This is a genomic window from Photobacterium atrarenae (assembly GCF_024380015.1).
Lineage (GTDB): Bacteria > Pseudomonadota > Gammaproteobacteria > Enterobacterales > Vibrionaceae > Photobacterium > Photobacterium atrarenae.
The window spans coordinates 3,328,220-3,345,646 of sequence record NZ_CP101508.1; the positions used below are offsets into that span (position 1 = coordinate 3,328,220).

Sequence of the window (17,427 nt, forward strand, 5' to 3'; positions counted from 1 at the left end):
AATGACAGGTAACTTTACCAGCGATTAATTCGCCTAAAAAAATAGCTGGCTCGTGGCCAGCTATACTGATGTTCAGACCCAATCCGGAGCCCACACTCCCTAGTGGGCCTGCTCCCAGTTATCGCCCTGACCAGCATCGGCGATCAGCGGTACTGCCAGTTCCGCCGCAGATTCCATCAGCTGACGAATACTGTCCGATACACGCTCGAGTTCAGATTCCTGTACTTCAAAAACAAGTTCGTCATGCACTTGCATCAGCAGGCGAACCCGGTCGGCCGGCTGCTCACGGATCCACTGATCCACCAGCACCATGGCCCGTTTGATAATATCGGCCGCCGTGCCCTGCATCGGCGCATTGATCGCTGCCCGCTCTGCCGCCTTACGGCGCATTCCGTTACGGGATTTGATATCCGGCAGGTAAAGGCGACGACCGAACAGAGTTTCAACATACCCTTTCTCGCTGGCCGAGGTTCGGGTGCTTTCCATGTATTCCAGCACGCCCGGATAGCGCTCGAAGTACACATTCATATACTCCTGGGCTTCGTTACGGCCCATATCCAGTTGTTTGGCCAGGCCAAACGCACTCATGCCGTAAATCAGGCCGAAGTTAATCGCCTTGGCGCGGCGACGCTGCTCACTGGTGACCTCATCAATCGGCAGGCCGAGGATCTCAGCGGCCGTCGCGGCGTGGATATCCTTGCCGTGGCGGAAGGCATCCAGCAGCGCCTGGTCACCGGACAGGTGCGCCATGATCCGCAGCTCAATCTGCGAGTAGTCGACGGCCAGGATCTTATAGCCGGTCGGCGCGGTAAAAGCCTGACGGATCCGTCGTCCTTCTTCGTTTCGCACCGGAATATTCTGCAGGTTCGGATCGCTTGAGGACAGACGACCAGTCGCCGTTACCGCCTGATGATACGAGGTGTGTACCCGCCCGGTGGCCGGGTTAATCATTTTCGGCAGCTTATCGGTGTAAGTGGATTTCAGCTTTGCCAGGCCGCGGTATTCAAGGATCAGCTTCGGCAACGGGTAATCCAGCGCCAGCTCCTGCAACACTTCCTCGTTGGTCGACGGGGTACCGGACGGGGTCTTTTTCACCACCGGCAAGCCCATTTTCTCGAACAAAATCGCCTGCAGCTGCTTGGGTGAGCTGAGATTAAATTCTTCCCCGGCAAGTTCGTAAGCCTTTTTCTCCAGCTCATCGAGGCGGGCCGCGATTTCAGCCGACTGGGTGCTCAGCTTCATGCTGTCAATCAGTACCCCGGTGCGCTCCATCCGGGACAAGACCGGTAGCAGCGGCATTTCAATGGTTTCAAACACCGACTTGAGCTTGTCGTCGGCATTGATTTTCTCGATCAGCAGGTTGTGCAGACGCAGGGTGATATCGGCATCTTCTGCGGCATACGGCCCGGCCTGCTCCAGCTCTATCTGGTTAAACGTCAGCTGCTTCTTCCCTTTCCCGGCGATCTCTTCAAAGCTGATCGTCTTGTGCTCAAGGTAGCGCAGCGCCAGGCTGTCCATATCGTGGCGACCGACCACACTGTTGAACACATAAGACTCCAGCATGGTATCAAAGGTGATCCCCTGCATGTCGATGTCATAACGCGCCAGGATCGAGGCATCAAACTTGAGGTTCTGACCAACCTTGGCCCGGTTCGGATCTTCCAGCAGCGGCTTGAGCCGGGCCAGCACCCAGTCGCGATCGAGCTGGGCCGGCGCATCCAGGTAGTCATGGGCCACCGGCACATACGCAGCTTTCCCCTCTTCCACCGCGAACGATACCCCGACCAGGTTGGCTGTCATGTAGTCCAGGCCATCGGTTTCGGTATCAAAGGCAACCACCTCAGCCGATTGCAGAATTTCCAGCCAGCCATTGAACGAGGCTTCATCCAACACCGTCTCGTAACCACTGCGATCAATCACCGGGGCCACCGCCTGGGTTTCCGGTACGGCCGCGGCAACACTTTCATCCGCGGCAATCCGGCCGTCACTGCCGCTCAGCATCTCTTCCAGCCAGCGACGGAACTGCAACTTGCCGAACAGGCGGGTTAGCTCATCAGCATCAGGCTCACCCTTGCGCAGTTCATCCGGCGTCACATCCAGCTCGACATCCAGCTTGATGGTCGCCAGCTCATACGAGAGATAGGCCGCTTCTTTGTGCTCGGCCAGTTTCTTCGGCATGGTTTTCGAGCCGCGGAATCCCAGCGCCGGGATTGCATCGAGGTTGGCATACAGCGCATCCAGGCCACCGACGCCGGTCAGCAATGCCTTGGCGGTTTTCTCGCCCACACCCGGTACGCCGGGGATGTTATCGACTTTATCGCCCATCAGCGCCAGGTAATCGATGATCAGCTCCGGTCCGATGCCGAACTTTTCCACCACCCCTTCCGAGTCCATCACCACCCCGGTCATGGTATTGATCAGGGTGATATTCTCATCCACCAACTGGGCCATATCTTTATCCCCGGTACTGATCAGCACCGGCATATTGGCTTTCGAGGCCTGGGTCGCCAGGGTTCCGATCACATCATCGGCCTCGACGCCGGACACGGCGATCAGCGGCAAGCCCATGGCGCGGATAATCGCGTGCAGCGGCTCAATCTGGCCGCGCAGATCATCCGGCATCGGCGGCCGGTGCGCCTTATACTCCGGATAGATTTCATCGCGGAAAGTCTTGCCCTTGGCATCAAACACCACGGCAATATGCTCTGTGGAAAACTGGCGTAGCAGGCTGCGCAGCATATTCACCACCCCGTACACTGCGCCGGTTGGCTCACCGTCCGAGTTCGTGAGGTTCGGTGCCGCGTGATAGGCACGGTAAAGATACGAGGATCCATCAATCAGGATCAGTGGATTTTCTGGAATAGTTGCCATAAAGAGATTCTTATATCCGGGGGATGAAAGAGTTAGGGCCTTAGAATGCCACGACAGCCGTCAACTGTTAACTGTTGTTGTCCACCTCACCCCGCCAGCCTGTGGATAACTTTGTTAGTATTTAAAAAATCGAGGTGGATCAAAATTAAAACCAAATCAAACACTTCCAATCAAACCCTTTCTAATCATAAACTTATGAGATCACCTCATCAGGGATCCTCGATCCTCAAATGATCATTAATTGTGGAAAAAGTTAACAGTTCGATCTGAAATAAGCATATCTTTGAGCAGAAACACGTAAAATTGATGAGAAAGGAGACCAGCATGAAGAAAATTGCAGTTATTTTGAGCGGCTCGGGCGTCTTTGACGGGGCAGAAATCCACGAATCTGTCCTCGCGCTCCTCGCGATCGAACAGGCTGGTGCCAGCTGGCACTGCTTCGCACCGAACATTGCCCAGCACCATGTGATCAATCATATCAGTGGCGAAGAGATGCCGGAGACCCGCAATGTGCTGGTTGAGGCCGCTCGGATCGCCCGCGGCAACATTGATGATATCGTCAACCTCAGGGCCGTCGACTATGATGCCCTGCTGCTGCCGGGCGGGTTCGGGGTCGCCAAGAACCTGTCTGACTTTGCCCTGGCCGGTACCAAGTGCCAGGTCAACAGCGAGGTCAAGCGGGTGTGCCAGGAGTTTGCCCGGGAAGAAAAACCGGCCGCCTACCTCTGCATTGCCCCGACCTTGATCCCGACGATCTATGGCGAAGGTGCCCGGGGGACGATCGGCAACGATCCGGACACGGCCAGCGCCTTTAGCAAGATGGGCGGCGAGCACGTGGTCTGCCCTGTAGATGATTATGTGCTGGATCAACAGCGCAAGATCCTCACCACCCCGGCCTACATGCTGGCGGGCAGCGTCTCGGAAGCGGCAAGCGGGATCAATAAGCTGGTGCAGGAATTGGTCAAGCTGGCTTAAGCGGGCAACATAGATCCGGCGTTGATTTTCCGGGTCCCAGAAAAAGAAAAGGCGGCGCTCCTTGTGGTTGGTCGTCCAACCGGATGCGCCGCTCAGCAGAATTGGTGATTGGTTTTCAGCCCTACACTAAAAACCCAGACCGTCGCTGAAGTACACTGGAAGCAATGTGAGCAATGTCGTGCCTTCAAACAAGAGAGTGTTTGTGATTCCCTCTCGCTGAGTGCAAGTTAATAATAACCATTCTCATTTGAGATGCAAGCTTTTTATTGAGAATTATTGTCATTTATTGTGCTCATCGCCGGACACCGCCCAAGCCCCCGGCTGCCACGCAGAAACATTCAGAGCTAACCTTCTGATATAAAAAGATCTTTGATGAAATGCAGCCGATAGTCTGCCAAACCATCTTTTTTCTCGAGATGTTCGATTTGATAGCCGTTTCGGAGCAATAACCGCAGCATCGCCGAAAAACGGTTGCGGGATTTGACCCGCACTTCAACATAGCCCTGCTCACGCATCCAGGTTTCCTGAGCGGTCAGCAAGGCCTGAGCCACCCCGTAGCCACGCGCCTCGGCCGTCACGCCGCCCAGCCAGCTGTAGAAACAGGTCTCCGACAGGGCGTAGCCAATTTTAATGCCCACCGGCTGCCCTTCGATCTCGGCGATCAGAATTAACGACCGATGTCCCTGCAGCCGGGACTGCAATCCCGCTTCATCTGCCGGGTAGGCAAACTCTTCAATCTGAGCCAGCACTGCGGCAGCTTCAGCGATACTGGCCTGACGGATTTTCATCTTCATCTCCTTCATTGACTTCAACTGTGAGAGGCGCTGGCACAAAAAAGCCGGCCTCCGCCGGCTTGCGTGTAACTTAGACCAGCTCCCGCTGGGGAGCCCCCTGCGGCGTCAGGGTGGTCAGGCGCTTGATCAGGTAATTCAGCAACACACCGTACATCGGCACAAACAGACCTAAGCTGATGATCAGCTTGAAACCATAGTCCACCAGCGCAATTTCCACCCAGTGCTCGGCCATGAACGGATCCGGGCTATGGTAGAAGGCAATCGCGAAGAACGCCACGGTATCGAGCGCATTGCCAAACAAGGTTGAGCAGCTCGGGGCCACCCACCACTGCTTGCACTGGCGCAGGCGGTTAAACACTGAGACGTCGAGGATCTGCCCCAGCAGGTAAGCCATAAAGCTGGCAATCGCGATCCGGGCAACAAACAGGTTAAATTCCCCCAATTGCGCCATGCCCTGATACTCCCCCTGATAGAAGAGCACCGACAACCCATAGGAAATCGCCAGCGAAGGCACCATGACCCGCAGGATGATTTTACGCGCCATCGCAGCGCCGAAAATCCGCACCGTCAGATCGGTGGCCAGGAAAATAAACGGGAAAGAAAAGGCGCCCCAAGTGGTATGGAAACCCAACACGGTAAACGGCAGCTGGACCAGATAGTTGCTCGACGCAATGATCAGCAGGTGAAAAGCAACCAGAAACGAAAGGGCTTTGCGCTGTTGCGCGAGAGAAAATTGAGACGTAGTCATATTGAGACCTTTTTGTCATTGGGGGAGAGGGAACCCAAAACACCGTCGGCACACTGTACCGCGGCAACCAGGCGGGCGATTATACCTTAACCATTTTGCTTGCCTAGCCCCGGATCAGCCCGGGCTCCGACGCAAACGCTTGCCCTCGGCCCGACTTATCGCTACCTCAGCAAAGTGGCGAGAAACTGCAGGGTGTCTGCTGCATCCCCGGCCATGCCTTCGAGCCACATGGCCCCGCTGTAGTGCTCGCCCTTGAGCATCAGCCGACAACCTTCAAAGTCGATCAACCAGAGGTGGAGATCGGCATTGCATTCGCGCTCAACCACGGTTGCATCCAGCTGTTGCAGCAATTGCTCGGCAACGACCGGGAAATCATCAAAATCAAAACTCGGGCCGTCAATCAGCAGCAGTCCCTGCTCAAGGTCGAGTTCGCAGCAAGTAAAAGCCAGTTCTGTCGAGCTGGTCATAGGCACTCCTTGGTTCATCGGTGATCTTGCGTGAATTTATCTATCTGTGAATATTAATGCGTTAATAGGTTTCGTCGCCGATGGTCAGGTGCTCTTCAATCAGGGTCAGAAAGGCCTCGCCGTATTTCTCCAGCTTGCGATGGCCGACGCCATTGACGGCCAGCAGCTCACCAGACGAAGTCGGCAGGATCTCCGCCATCTCCATCAGGCTGGCATCGTTAAACACCACGTACGGTGGCAAATCTTCCTCATCGGCAATCGCCTTACGTAGTTTACGCAGCTTGGCAAACAGCTTCTTGTCGTAATGGCGGTTGGCGAGCTTATCGCTCTTGGCGCTGCGAGTCGCGATATCAAGCCGCGGCACCGCCAGCTCCAGCGCGACTTCCGCGCGCAGGATCGCCCGGGCTTTTTCGGTCAACTGCAGCGTCGAGCTGTGGACAATACTCTGGATCAGATAGCCACGGTGGATCAGCTGGCGCAGGATACTGACCCAGAACTCATGGCTGTGCTCGCGGCCGATGCCATAAGTGGTCAGCTTGTCATGGCCGAGCTCGCGGATCCGCTGATTCTGCATCCCGCGCAATACGTCCACCACGTGGTTGACCCCGAAGCGCTGGTTGACCCGGTAGACACAGGACAGGGCTTTTTGCGCCACTTCCAGCGCCGCAAAGCGCTTGGGCGGGTCGAGACAGATATCGCAGTTGCCGCACGGCTCTTCCCGGTACTCGCCGAAATAGTTCAGCAGCACCTGGCGGCGGCAGGTCTGGGCTTCAGCAAATGCGCCCATGGCGTTGAGCTTGTGACTCTCGACCTGCTTCTGGGCCCCGTCGGCCTTTTCATCCAGGCAGCGGCGCAACCAGGCCAGATCGGACGGATCATACAGCATGACCGCTTCCGCCGGCAGGCCGTCACGCCCGGCGCGGCCGGTTTCCTGGTAGTAAGACTCGATATTGCGCGGGATATCGTAATGGACCACGAAGCGGACATTGGGCTTGTTGATCCCCATCCCGAACGCCACTGTCGCCACCACGATATGAATATCATCGCGCTGAAAACTTTCCTGGACCTGGGCCCGCTCGTCATGGGCCATGCCGGCATGATAGGCCGCGGCCCGGATCCCGCTCTCGCACAGTTTCTCGGTGATCTGCTCCACCCGCTTGCGGCTGTTACAGTATACGATCCCGCACTGGCCGCGCATCGTTCCCAGATAGCGGATCAGCTGCGACATCGGCTTGTATTTTTCCTGCAGGGTATAGCGGATATTGGGCCGGTCGAAACTGCCGAGATAGACATGCGGCTCGCTCAGGGCCAGCCGGGAGAGAATATCCTGGCGGGTGGTTTCATCGGCCGTCGCGGTCAGGGCCATGATCGGCAGGTCCGGGACATACTGCTTGAGTGCCCCCAGCGACGCATATTCCGGACGGAAATCATGTCCCCACTGGGAAATACAGTGCGCCTCATCCACCGCCAGCAAGCTGAGCGGCAACTCGGGCAGACGTTCGAGGAAATCCCGGCTCAGCGCCCGCTCCGGCGAGACATACACCAGCTTGATTTCCCCGGCCTGCATCTGGCGGAAAGTGTCCTGGATCGCCTCGCGCGACAGGGTGGAATTGATACACGCAGCCGCGACCCCGTTGGCCTGGAGCTGGTCGACCTGATCTTTCATCAGCGAGATCAGCGGCGAAATCACCAGCGTCAGCCCGTCGCGGATCAGGGCCGGGATTTGATAACACAACGACTTCCCGCCCCCGGTCGGCATGATCACCAAACAATCCTGTCCCCCGGACGCCGACTCGATCACGTCCTGCTGCCCGGTACGAAAAGCCTGATAGCCGAACACATCCCGGAGGATCTGCTCACTGGCGGAAAGCGATGCTGGCTGGCAAACGGCGGCGCTGCTGGATGACATAGGAGGACTCTTTGATGAACGAGCGGGCTATTCTATACCATTCGGATCATGGATGTGAACGTCATGGTACCGGCACCCCGGCTGGCGGCCCATTTTTCACCCCCGCCCGCATCAACCCATCCGCGTATCCCGGCATTTGCCGAAAAAAGTTCCGGGTGACACAGTTCTGGATCACGTTTTATACTGCCGGAACATCACAAGTTAGAAAATCGTTTTAACGCGACCACTCCTTTTCCTTAACATTCTGGGTACCGATGAACGAACAACAACAGACGCAGCGTGGCGTCGTCCTGGCCCTGGCTGCCTATACCATGTGGGGCATTGCGCCCATTTATTTCAAAGCCCTGCAACAGGTCAGCCCGCTGGAAATTCTCAGCCACCGGGTGATCTGGTCTTTTTTCTTCCTCGCCGGCCTGATTGCACTGGGAAAAAACTGGGGCAAAGTCCGGGCCGTGCTGCGCCAGCGCAAAACCCTGCTGATGCTGTGCGCCTCATCGGTACTGATCGGCGGCAACTGGCTGATCTTCATCTGGGCGGTGAATCACAACTATATGCTCGATGCCAGCCTCGGCTACTTCATCAACCCGCTGCTCAATGTGCTGCTCGGGATGGTTTTTCTTGGTGAGCGACTGCGGCCGCTGCAGTGGCTGGCCGTGGCCCTGGCAGCCTGTGGCGTGGCCATGCAGCTGATCCAGTTCGGCTCGCTGCCGTGGATTGCCCTGGTGCTGGCCAGCAGTTTCGGGGTATACGGCCTGGTGCGCAAGAAAGTCAACTTAGATGCCCAGACCGGGCTGTTCATGGAAACCAGCATTCTGCTGCCGCTGGCCGCCGTCTACGTGCTGGTGTTTGCCGACAGTCCGACCGCAGACTGGCGCGCCAACCCGATCGGCACCAACCTGCTGCTGATGGCCGCCGGGATTGTCACCACCCTGCCGCTGCTGTGCTTTACCGGTGCCGCGACCAAGCTCAAACTCTCCACCCTGGGCTTTTTCCAGTATATCGGCCCGAGCCTGATGTTCCTGCTCGCCATCCTGATCTACGGCGAAACCTTCAGCCTCGACAAAGGCTACACCTTCGCCTTTATCTGGGCGGCACTGATCCTGTTCAGTTTTGACGGCATCAAAGGCCACCGCCAGGCCAGAAAACAGCTGCGCGCCAGCTAAGCCGCGCAGCATGTCCACCGCGGGGTGTCAGTTTTTTACAAGCCCGCCCCGCTGCTTTATGCTCTACTGAATGGCTGTCAGCGTACGATCACCACGGCGAGGTTCAGGATGAACACAGTCAACCACCGCAAATCCTGCATCGCGGACATCAACCTGATTGATGCCCACTACCAGAGCTTTGCCTTCAAACGACACTATCACCTCAATTACCACCTCGGGCTAATCACCGAAGGGGAGCAGGAATATCATTTCAACGGCGCCCGCTACCTGGCCGGGGCCGGGCAAATGGTGATGATGCCGCCGGACGAAATCCATGACGGCCAGCCTTACCAACGTGGCTATAAAGTCAAAGTGTTCAGCATCACCCCGGACTGGCTCGATCACCAGGCGAATGAATTGGCCGGTCCGCAGCAGATCCATTTTCCACGCAACCTGATCACCGACCCGCCGCTGTTTCGCCAGCTGAGCCAGCTGCACGATCAGCTCAGCAACCCACATTTCCCGCAGCTCGCCAAGGAAAGCATGCCGCTGGAGTTCTTCTCCCGCCTGCTCAGCCGTTACGGCCAGCTCCGCCCCAATGCGGTGGCCGCCCTGGGCAGTCAAGATCTGCACCAGTTGCGGGATTACCTGATGGCCCACCTGGATCAGAAAATCAGCTTAGAAACGCTGGCCCGGCTGTGCGATCTCAGTCCGTCGCAACTGCTGCGCCAGTTTAAAAAAGCAACCGGCATGACTCCGTATGCCTGGTTGGCCCGGTTGCGGCTGGAGCATGCCATGGCTCTGCTCAAGGCCGGGTACAGCAGTACCGATGTCGCCTACCATGTCGGCTTTTACGATCAAGCCCACTTTACCCGCACCTTCAAGCAAACCTTCGGCGTCGCCCCGTCCGAGATCTAACCGCATTCTTTCCGCGCGTGTGAATTTTTTACAAGCGCCCGCTGGCGAGCCCGGGCATGCTATGACGACAGTGATCAATTGCGGAAACACAGCATGAACGAAGTCCATACCTTAATGACCCTGTTAACTGTCCATTTTATCGCCCTGATGAGCCCGGGGCCGGATTTTGCCCTGGTGGTACAAAATGCCGGGCGCTACGGCCGCCAGGTCGGGGTCACTATCGCGCTCGGCTTGTCGCTGGGGATCCTGCTGCACGCGATCCTCAGCCTGACCGGCACCAGTCTGCTGATCCGCGAGCAGCCGACCCTGTTTGCCCTGCTGCAGGGTGCCGGCGGCGCCTACCTGCTATGGCTCGGCCTCGGCGCAGCTCGCAGTGCCTGGGCCTCCCTGCGCCAGACCAACACCCCGGTCACAGACAATGCCCCCGAGCCGGTCGCCGCTGTCGGTACCATCAAGCAGGCACTGGCCAAAGGCTTTGCCACCAATATCCTCAACCCCAAGGCGCTGGTGTTTTTCCTCAGCCTGCTGTCGACCCTGATCCCGGCCGGGATGTCGACGTCCGGCAAAATCACCGCCATCAGCCTGCTGTGGCTGATATCTTTCCTGTGGTTTGCCCTGCTCGCCTGGCTGCTGACCGGTCAGCGGGTGCAGCAAACGGTGCGGCGCTGGACCCCTTACGTCGATGCCCTGTGCGGCCTGATCTTTCTGGTCATTGGCGCCACCATCCTGGTGCGGCTGCTGCCACTGTAGCGCGACGCGCGACCCTTGGAATGTTTGATAATGAGCACAGAAAAATGCTCATGAATTAGACAGTTATCACTTGCGCTCTTAATCTGAGGAAATCACCAAGAAAAAGGAAAAGACCATGGAATGGAACAAACACCCCCTGGCAGTGCTGCTGGCGGCAAGCCTGCTGAGCCCGCTCGCCCAGGCCAAGGATCCCCAAACCGGGCAGAGCACGGATCAGGTTGCCCCGGAAGCCAGCACCGGGCTGAGCCAGCAGCAGCTGATCACCGGCAGCGAGTGGATGATTGCCACCGCCAATCCCTATGCCAGCCAGGCCGGGGCCGAGATCCTCAAGCAAGGCGGCAACGCCATTGATGCCATGGTCGCGACCCAGCTGGTACTGGGCCTGACCGAGCCGCAGTCCTCCGGAATTGGCGGCGGCGCATTTCTGGTCTACTGGGATGCCGAGCAGGAAAAGCTGACCACCTTTGACGGCCGGGAAACCGCGCCGCTGGCCGTGACGCCACGGCTGTTCCAGGCCAGTGACGGCACCCCCCTGGCCTTCTATGACGCCGTGGTCGGCGGCCGCTCCGTCGGCACCCCGGGCACGGTCAAACTGATGTGGCATACCCACCAGAAGCTCGGCAAGCTGGCATGGCGGGAGCTGTTCCAACCGGCGATCAAGCTGGCAAAAAACGGTTTCACCGTCAGCCCGCGCCTGGCCAAGCTGATTGATCAGGACCGTGAGCGCCTGCAACGCTGGTCCAGCACCCGCGCCTATTTCTTCCATGAAGACGGCAAGCCGCTGCAGGCCGGGGAAACGCTGACCAACCCGGCCTATGCCGACACCCTGCGCCGGATTGCAGAGCACGGTGCCAGCGCCTTCTACCAGGGTGATATAGCCAAAGACATTGTCGATACCGTGCGCAATGCCGAGGGCAACCCAGGCGTGCTCAGCGTGATGGACCTAGCCACCTACCGGGTCAAAGAGCGCAAGCCGATCTGCGCCCCGTACCGCCAGTACCAGGTGTGCGGGATGGGCCCGCCGAGCTCCGGCGCCCTGACCCTGGGGCAAATCCTCGGCATGCTCAGCCACTATCCGTTGGATAAAATGGGGCCGGAGGATGTCCACAGCTGGCGGCTGCTCGGCGATGCCTCACGGCTGGCCTTTGCCGATCGCGGCCAGTACATGGCCGACAGCGATTATGTGCCGATGCCGACCCAGGGCTTGCTGGCGCAGGACTATCTGGAACAGCGCGCCACCCTGCTCAAAGGCGACAAGGCGCTGGCCAGCGTGGCACCGGGCCAGCCCGCCTGGACCCATGCCATGCGCTACGCCCCGGATGAGTCGCTCGAGCTGCCGTCGACCAGCCATTTCTCAATCGTCGATCGCGACCGCAATGTGGTCTCCATCACCACGACCATCGAAAACGGCTTCGGCTCGCGGCTGATGGTCCGCGGCTTTTTGCTCAACAACGAGCTGACCGATTTCTCGTTCCGCAGCCATGCCGACGGCCAGCCGATTGCCAACCGGATCGAGCCCGGCAAACGGCCGCGCTCGTCTATGGCCCCGACCATCGTGATGAAAGATAACCAGCCGCTGCTGGCCATCGGCTCCCCGGGCGGCAGCCAGATCATCGGCTATGTGGCCAAAACTTTGGTCGGCCACCTGGACTGGGATCTGGATCTGCAACAGGCGATCAACCTGCCGAACATGAACAACCGCTTCGGCGCGTTTGAGCTCGAGCAAGGCACCGGCGCCGAGCAGTGGGCTCCCAAGCTGGAGCAACTGGGCTTTGAGATCAAAGTGAAAGATCTCAACTCCGGGGTCCAGGCGATCCGGATTGACGGCAAACGCCTGAGCGGGGCCGCCGATCCCCGCCGAGAAGGGGAGGTGCTGGCGCAGTAAGCCACGCGGCTACCACGCATCGGATCCAACAAAAAGCCCGCAAACATTTCGTCTGCGGGCTGTTTCAATGGCGGATCGCGATGTCAGCACAGCGCCGATGTCACACATCTGAACGCCGTGTTTACATCGGCTCCAGCTTGGCGTACTGGGTCACCAGCCACTTGATCCCTTCACCGTTGAAAGCGACCTGAACCCGGCTCTGGGCACCACTGCCTTCAAAGTTGATGATGGTGCCTTCACCGAATTTCGGATGCATCACCCGCTGGCCGAGGTTAAACCCGGTCTGATTGAAGTTTTCATTCACCTGGGTCTGGCTGAATCGACCGCTGCTGGCCGGACGCGAGACCTGAGCCTTCATCCGCACTTCTTCGACAAACTCAGACGGGATCTCGCGAATAAAGCGCGATGGCTTATGGAAGTTGTCCTTGCCGTATAGCCGACGCATTTCCGCGTAGGTGATGTAGAGTTTCTGCATCGCCCGGGTCATGCCGACGTAACACAACCGGCGCTCTTCTTCGAGACGGCCGACTTCCTCGCTGGTGCGGGCGCTCGGGAACATACCTTCTTCCACCCCAACCATAAACACCACCGGGAATTCCAACCCTTTGGCGCTGTGCATGGTCATCAGCTGGACCGCATCTTCAAACTCATCGGCCTGGCCTTCACCGGCTTCCAGCGCCGCATGGGACAGGAACGCTGCCAGCGGCGACAGATCTTCGGCTTCTTCCGGCACTTCAAACTGGCGGGTCGCCGTCACCAGCTCTTCCAGGTTTTCAATCCGGGCCTGGGCCTTCTCACCTTTTTCCTGCTCATACATGGCGCGCAGGCCCGAGTTGCGGATCACCTCGTCGGTCTGCTGGAACAACGGCAGCTCGCAGGTGTCATCTTCGAGCGCATTCACCAGCTCGATAAATCGGCGCAGGGCATTGGCCGCCCGGCCGGCCAATACCTGCTCATCAAGTAGGGCAACACTGGCCTGCCACAGGGTGGCGCCGCGATCGCGCGCCGCCATCCGGATAGTGTCCAGGGTGCGATCACCGATCCCGCGGGCCGGCGTATTCACCACCCGTTCAAACGAGGCATCATCGTTGCGGTTGGATAACAGGCGCAGGTAAGCCAGCGCATCTTTAACTTCCTGGCGCTCGAAGAAGCGCATGCCGCCGTAAATCCGGTACGGCAGGCCTTCCTGGATCAGGGCTTCTTCCAGCACCCGCGACTGGGCGTTGCTGCGGTACAGCAGCGCGGTGTCATTTAACGTGCCACCCTGATCGCGCCACGCTTTGATCTTGCCGACAGCAAAACGGGCTTCATCCAGCTCGTTGAAAGCCGAATACAGGGAGATCAGCTCGCCTTCCGCGCCTTCGGTCCACAACCGTTTACCCATCCGCTCATTGTTATGGGCAATCAGTTCATTGGCCGCATTCAGGATATTGCCGGTCGAACGGTAATTCTGCTCAAGGAAAATAGTCGAGGCATTGTGGAAGTCGCGCAGAAAGCGCTGGATATTTTCCACCTGGGCGCCCCGCCAGCCATAAATCGACTGGTCGTCATCGCCGACGATCATCACATGACAGTCCGGGCCGGCCATCAGGCGCAGCCAGGCAAACTGGATGTTGTTGGTGTCCTGGAACTCGTCCACCAGGATATGCTTAAAGCGCGCCTGATAATGCTCGCGGATATGCTTGTTATCGCGCAGCAGCTCAAACGAGCGCAGCAACAACTCGGCAAAATCCACCAGCCCGGCCCGATCGCAAGCTTCCTGGTAAGCGCGGTAGAGCTGCAACCAGACCTGCTCGACCGGATCGTTAAAGGTCTCGATATGATTCGGGCGCAACCCTTCATCTTTTTTACCGTTGATGTACCAGGCGGCCTGGCGGGCCGGCCACTGTTTTTCATCCAGGTTCTGGGCCTTGATCAGCCGGCGCAGCAGGCGCATCTGATCGTCCGAATCGAGGATATTAAAATCTTCCGGCAGCCGGGCATCAAGATAGTGGGCACGTAGCATGCGGTGGCACAGGCCGTGGAAGGTGCCGTTCCACATCCCGGCGCAGGAGCCCTGCATCAGGGCATTGATCCGGCCGCGCATCTCGGCCGCCGCCTTGTTGGTAAAAGTCACCGACATGATGCTGTACGGCGACGCCTGTTCGATCTGCAACAACCAGGCGATTCGATGGACCAGCACCCGGGTCTTGCCACTACCCGCCCCCGCCAGCACCAGGTGATTCCCCAGCGGCGCAGCCACCGCCTCGCGTTGCTTGTCATTCAGGCCATCTAACAGGAGTGAAGCGTCCATCATTACCTACTGGTTATTTATACACTGGCGACGATTATAACAGCTCAGATTGAGAATGCCTTATGGAACTTGATCACGCCTTTCCCGGCCAAATTCCACGGCGACCATACGAATAACTTGTCAGATTCAAAGCATTGTCCTGGCGAACTTTTGTTCTATGCTTGGAAATGCAGAATGTTGCACCTAAGAAAAAAACTTTAAAAACATGTGAAATAAAAATCGACCCAGCCCTTTCTTATGACACAAGAGCATTATCGATACCGTTACAACAACCCGTAACCCCTGACTGCCGAGCAGTAGAAAAATCAACCCAGAGAGGAAACATCATGAACAAAGCAACCAATATCGCCCTTGCCACTGCCGTCACTGGTCTCATTGCACTGGCAGGCACCGCGGCCACCACGGCCACAGCCGTTGCTGCCGAAGCCAAAGAAAAATGCTACGGCGTTGCCAAAGCCGGTAAAAATGACTGTGCCACCAAAACCAGCTCCTGTGCCGGGACCTCTAAAGTCGATGGCCAGAAAGATGCCTTTATCATGGTGCCGAAGGGCCTGTGTGATCGTCTGGCCGGTGGTTCAACCGAGTCTAAATAATGCATCTGTCACCGTCGAACCTGGTGGGGATCGGTTTGCGATCCCCCCACCTGACCCAGATTCTCGATCAGCAACCGGCGATTGGCTGGCTGGAGATCCACAGCGAGAATTACTTTAACCCGACCTCTGCCGCCCGGCAGCAACTGCGGCAAATTGCCGAAAACTACCCGATCAGCTGTCACGGCATCGGCCTGTCCCTCGGCTCAGCCGACCCGCTGGATCGCCGGCACCTAAGCCAGCTCAAACAACTGGTGGACGAGCTCAACCCGATGGCCGTCTCCGACCACCTCAGCTGGAGCTCAATCAACGGCCAATTTTTCAATGACTTACTGCCACTGCCTTATACCGAACAAGCCTTGCATCATTTTTGCGACAAAGTCGGCCAGGTGCAGGATATTCTCGGCCGCCAAATCCTGATTGAAAACCCGTCGAGCTACCTGCGCTTTACCCATGCAGAGATGCCCGAATGGGAGTTTCTCCACCAGGTCCAGCAACGCACCGACTGCGGGCTGCTGCTCGACCTCAACAACATCTACGTCAGCGGGTTTAACCATGGCTTCGACTGCCACACTTATCTGGCCGCCCTGGACGCCTCAGCGGTCAAAGAAATTCACCTCGCCGGGTTCACCGTCAAGCAGCTCGAAGCCGGCGAGATCTGGATTGATACCCACAGTAAGCCGGTGAGCGAACCGGTCTGGCAGCTCTACCGCGACTGGCTCCGCCTACACGGTGCGGTCCCGACCCTGATCGAGTGGGACCTGGACATCCCCGAACTGCCGGTCCTGTTGGCTGAAGCCGATAAAGCCCGACACATTCTGCGCCAGGAGGCCCCGCATGACACCCTTATCGCCCCCTGATCTGCGACAGCTGCAACAGGACTTCGCCGCAGCATTACATTACCAGCCCAGCCCGGTGGCAACACAGGTTGAAGACGGCACCTTTACCGCCGAGCAGCGACTCCAGCTCTATCGCAATAATTTTATTATCAGCCTGTCCGAGGTGCTGGCAGCGACTTACCCGGCTGTCAAAGCCGTCGTCGGCGACACCTGTTTTGCCCAACTGGCCCGCCAGCATATCCTGAGTCACCCGTTGCAGCACGGTGATGTCAGCCATTACGGCGCGGGGCTCGCGGACACCATCGGCCAGTTTGCTGAACTGACAGAAGCAGTGCCCTATCTGGCTGACCTGGCCCGGCTCGAATGGCTGGTTGACCAGGCCGGTCACGCCCCGGTCTCACGCCATGCCTTTCCGTTTGCCAAACTGCAATCGCTCGCCAGCAGCAATGCGGACGATTTTGCCCGGCTACAGCTCATCGTACCCGAAGCCACGTTTTGCCTGGATGCCGACTACCCGGTCGCCACTCTGTGGCAGATGATCACCAGCAACCAAATCGAGGCTATCGATATCAACCAGACAGAGTCAGCCGTGATCCAGCATCGTCCGGATCAGGTTGCCGTGATCCGCGCCTGCCCGGCGGGGACAGGGTTGGTTCGCCTCAGCCTGCGCGGCGAGGGCCTGGGTCAGGCCTCCGAGGCCATGCTGGCTGAATTGGGAGCATTGGTGCAGCAACAGGTTTTTTCCGATATTCAAGGTCTGCCACAGGGAGAAGCATAATGCAGAATATCATTCAACAGATTGACCACCTGGCACAGCGGATCAGCGAGCCGCTCACGCCCTTGCTGCTGCTGTTTACCCGGCTGTGGGTGGCCTGGGTCTTCTTCAACTCCGGCCTGATCAAATATTCAAGCTGGGACAGCACCCTGTACCTGTTCGAGTTTGAATACCAGGTACCGCTGCTGCCATGGAAATGGGCTGCCTACCTCGGTACCGGCGCCGAGCTGATCCTGCCGGTCTTTCTGGCGCTGGGCTTGCTGACCCGCCCGGCAGCATTGGCGCTATTTGTCTTTAATATCATTGCGGTAATTTCTTACCCGCTGTTGTGGGAACGTGGATTCTATGACCATCAACTATGGGGAATGATGCTGCTGGTGAATGTGTTCTGGGGCGCCGGGCTGATCTCCGTCGACCAGCTCTTCCGCCGCGAGAGCAAGCAAAGCCTGCTGGAATAGCCCGTCTGACAAC

Annotated in this window: 15 protein-coding genes; 9 read left to right on the forward strand and 6 right to left on the reverse strand. The window is 58.1% G+C overall.

Features of this window, described 5'->3' with window-relative positions:
• Positions 1 to 99: 99 nt before the first annotated feature.
• Positions 100 to 2,871 carry a DNA polymerase I gene (gene polA, locus NNL38_RS15495; RefSeq protein WP_255388877.1) on the reverse strand — a complete coding sequence of 924 codons (2,772 nt, stop codon included), beginning with the start codon at positions 2,869 to 2,871 and terminating at the stop codon, positions 100 to 102.
• Positions 2,872 to 3,195: 324 nt separating this feature from the next.
• On the opposite strand from polA, the gene elbB reads away from it, so the two are divergent.
• Positions 3,196 to 3,846 (forward strand): isoprenoid biosynthesis glyoxalase ElbB, encoded by a 651-nt coding sequence (gene elbB / locus NNL38_RS15500; protein WP_255388878.1) that lies wholly within the window; start codon positions 3,196 to 3,198, stop codon positions 3,844 to 3,846.
• A 344-nt stretch (positions 3,847 to 4,190) separates the two neighbouring features.
• On the opposite strand, the gene NNL38_RS15505 is transcribed toward elbB, so the two are convergent.
• From NNL38_RS15505 to recQ, 4 genes are all read right to left on the reverse strand, one after another.
• Positions 4,191 to 4,634, reverse strand: coding sequence for a GNAT family N-acetyltransferase (locus NNL38_RS15505; RefSeq protein ID WP_255388879.1), 444 nt, complete (start codon positions 4,632 to 4,634; stop codon positions 4,191 to 4,193).
• 76 nt (positions 4,635 to 4,710) lie between these two features.
• On the reverse strand, positions 4,711 to 5,388 hold the full coding sequence (locus NNL38_RS15510) for a 7-cyano-7-deazaguanine/7-aminomethyl-7-deazaguanine transporter (protein WP_255388880.1): 678 nt from the start codon (positions 5,386 to 5,388) through the stop codon (positions 4,711 to 4,713).
• Between the two features lie 161 nt (positions 5,389 to 5,549).
• Complete coding sequence (locus NNL38_RS15515; protein WP_255388881.1) at positions 5,550 to 5,855, reverse strand: DUF3630 family protein; 306 nt, start codon at positions 5,853 to 5,855, stop codon at positions 5,550 to 5,552.
• Between the two features lie 61 nt (positions 5,856 to 5,916).
• Positions 5,917 to 7,764, reverse strand: a complete 1,848-nt coding sequence (gene recQ / locus NNL38_RS15520) for an ATP-dependent DNA helicase RecQ (RefSeq protein ID WP_255388882.1) — start codon at positions 7,762 to 7,764, stop codon at positions 5,917 to 5,919.
• Between the two features lie 254 nt (positions 7,765 to 8,018).
• Between recQ and rarD the strand changes: the two genes are divergently transcribed.
• The 4 genes from rarD (at position 8,019) to ggt (ending at position 12,459) form a co-directional block, all read left to right on the forward strand.
• The gene (rarD, locus tag NNL38_RS15525; protein WP_255388883.1) at positions 8,019 to 8,927 is read left to right on the forward strand and encodes an EamA family transporter RarD; all 909 of its coding nucleotides are present in this window, start codon (positions 8,019 to 8,021) and stop codon (positions 8,925 to 8,927) included.
• A 108-nt stretch (positions 8,928 to 9,035) separates the two neighbouring features.
• On the forward strand, positions 9,036 to 9,824 hold the full coding sequence (locus tag NNL38_RS15530) for an AraC family transcriptional regulator (RefSeq protein ID WP_255388884.1): 789 nt from the start codon (positions 9,036 to 9,038) through the stop codon (positions 9,822 to 9,824).
• A gap of 93 nt (positions 9,825 to 9,917) precedes the next feature.
• Positions 9,918 to 10,574 (forward strand): LysE family translocator, encoded by a 657-nt coding sequence (locus NNL38_RS15535; protein ID WP_255388886.1) that lies wholly within the window; start codon positions 9,918 to 9,920, stop codon positions 10,572 to 10,574.
• 115 nt (positions 10,575 to 10,689) lie between these two features.
• Complete coding sequence (gene ggt, locus NNL38_RS15540) at positions 10,690 to 12,459, forward strand: gamma-glutamyltransferase (protein ID WP_255388887.1); 1,770 nt, start codon at positions 10,690 to 10,692, stop codon at positions 12,457 to 12,459.
• A 121-nt stretch (positions 12,460 to 12,580) separates the two neighbouring features.
• Here the strand turns inward: ggt and uvrD are convergent, their stop codons facing one another.
• Positions 12,581 to 14,755, reverse strand: a complete 2,175-nt coding sequence (gene uvrD / locus NNL38_RS15545; RefSeq protein WP_255388888.1) for a DNA helicase II — start codon at positions 14,753 to 14,755, stop codon at positions 12,581 to 12,583.
• Between the two features lie 323 nt (positions 14,756 to 15,078).
• Here uvrD and NNL38_RS15550 point away from each other — a divergent pair, with 323 nt between their 5' ends.
• Genes NNL38_RS15550 through NNL38_RS15565 form a run of 4 tightly spaced genes read left to right on the forward strand, consistent with a single transcriptional unit; the run spans position 15,079 to position 17,414 of the window.
• On the forward strand, positions 15,079 to 15,345 hold the full coding sequence (locus NNL38_RS15550; protein ID WP_255388889.1) for a BufA1 family periplasmic bufferin-type metallophore: 267 nt from the start codon (positions 15,079 to 15,081) through the stop codon (positions 15,343 to 15,345).
• The gene (gene bufB, locus NNL38_RS15555; protein WP_255388890.1) at positions 15,345 to 16,202 is read left to right on the forward strand and encodes an MNIO family bufferin maturase; all 858 of its coding nucleotides are present in this window, start codon (positions 15,345 to 15,347) and stop codon (positions 16,200 to 16,202) included. Before NNL38_RS15550 ends, bufB begins: the two co-directional genes overlap by 1 nt.
• The gene (locus NNL38_RS15560) at positions 16,180 to 16,959 is read left to right on the forward strand and encodes an HvfC/BufC N-terminal domain-containing protein (RefSeq protein ID WP_255388891.1); all 780 of its coding nucleotides are present in this window, start codon (positions 16,180 to 16,182) and stop codon (positions 16,957 to 16,959) included. Before bufB ends, NNL38_RS15560 begins: the two co-directional genes overlap by 23 nt.
• Positions 16,959 to 17,414: a DoxX family protein gene (locus tag NNL38_RS15565; RefSeq protein ID WP_255388892.1), complete on the forward strand. Its 456-nt coding sequence runs from the start codon at positions 16,959 to 16,961 to the stop codon at positions 17,412 to 17,414. Before NNL38_RS15560 ends, NNL38_RS15565 begins: the two co-directional genes overlap by 1 nt.
• Positions 17,415 to 17,427: the final 13 nt, after the last annotated feature.

Bases quoted from the DNA above. Each gene is read 5' to 3' on its own strand.
- uvrD (WP_255388888.1), bottom strand. From the start codon at position 14,755: ATGATGGACGCTTCACTCCTGTTAGATGGCCTGAATGACAAGCAACGC.
- ggt (WP_255388887.1), top strand. From the start codon at position 10,690: ATGGAATGGAACAAACACCCCCTGGCAGTGCTGCTGGCGGCAAGCCTG.
- NNL38_RS15560 (WP_255388891.1), top strand. From the start codon at position 16,180: ATGACACCCTTATCGCCCCCTGATCTGCGACAGCTGCAACAGGACTTC.
- rarD (WP_255388883.1), top strand. From the start codon at position 8,019: ATGAACGAACAACAACAGACGCAGCGTGGCGTCGTCCTGGCCCTGGCT.
- NNL38_RS15550 (WP_255388889.1), top strand. From the start codon at position 15,079: ATGAACAAAGCAACCAATATCGCCCTTGCCACTGCCGTCACTGGTCTC.
- NNL38_RS15515 (WP_255388881.1), bottom strand. From the start codon at position 5,855: ATGACCAGCTCGACAGAACTGGCTTTTACTTGCTGCGAACTCGACCTT.
- bufB (WP_255388890.1), top strand. From the start codon at position 15,345: ATGCATCTGTCACCGTCGAACCTGGTGGGGATCGGTTTGCGATCCCCC.
- NNL38_RS15530 (WP_255388884.1), top strand. From the start codon at position 9,036: ATGAACACAGTCAACCACCGCAAATCCTGCATCGCGGACATCAACCTG.
- NNL38_RS15535 (WP_255388886.1), top strand. From the start codon at position 9,918: ATGAACGAAGTCCATACCTTAATGACCCTGTTAACTGTCCATTTTATC.
- NNL38_RS15505 (WP_255388879.1), bottom strand. From the start codon at position 4,634: ATGAAAATCCGTCAGGCCAGTATCGCTGAAGCTGCCGCAGTGCTGGCT.
- polA (WP_255388877.1), bottom strand. From the start codon at position 2,871: ATGGCAACTATTCCAGAAAATCCACTGATCCTGATTGATGGATCCTCG.
- NNL38_RS15510 (WP_255388880.1), bottom strand. From the start codon at position 5,388: ATGACTACGTCTCAATTTTCTCTCGCGCAACAGCGCAAAGCCCTTTCG.
- NNL38_RS15565 (WP_255388892.1), top strand. From the start codon at position 16,959: ATGCAGAATATCATTCAACAGATTGACCACCTGGCACAGCGGATCAGC.
- elbB (WP_255388878.1), top strand. From the start codon at position 3,196: ATGAAGAAAATTGCAGTTATTTTGAGCGGCTCGGGCGTCTTTGACGGG.
- recQ (WP_255388882.1), bottom strand. From the start codon at position 7,764: ATGTCATCCAGCAGCGCCGCCGTTTGCCAGCCAGCATCGCTTTCCGCC.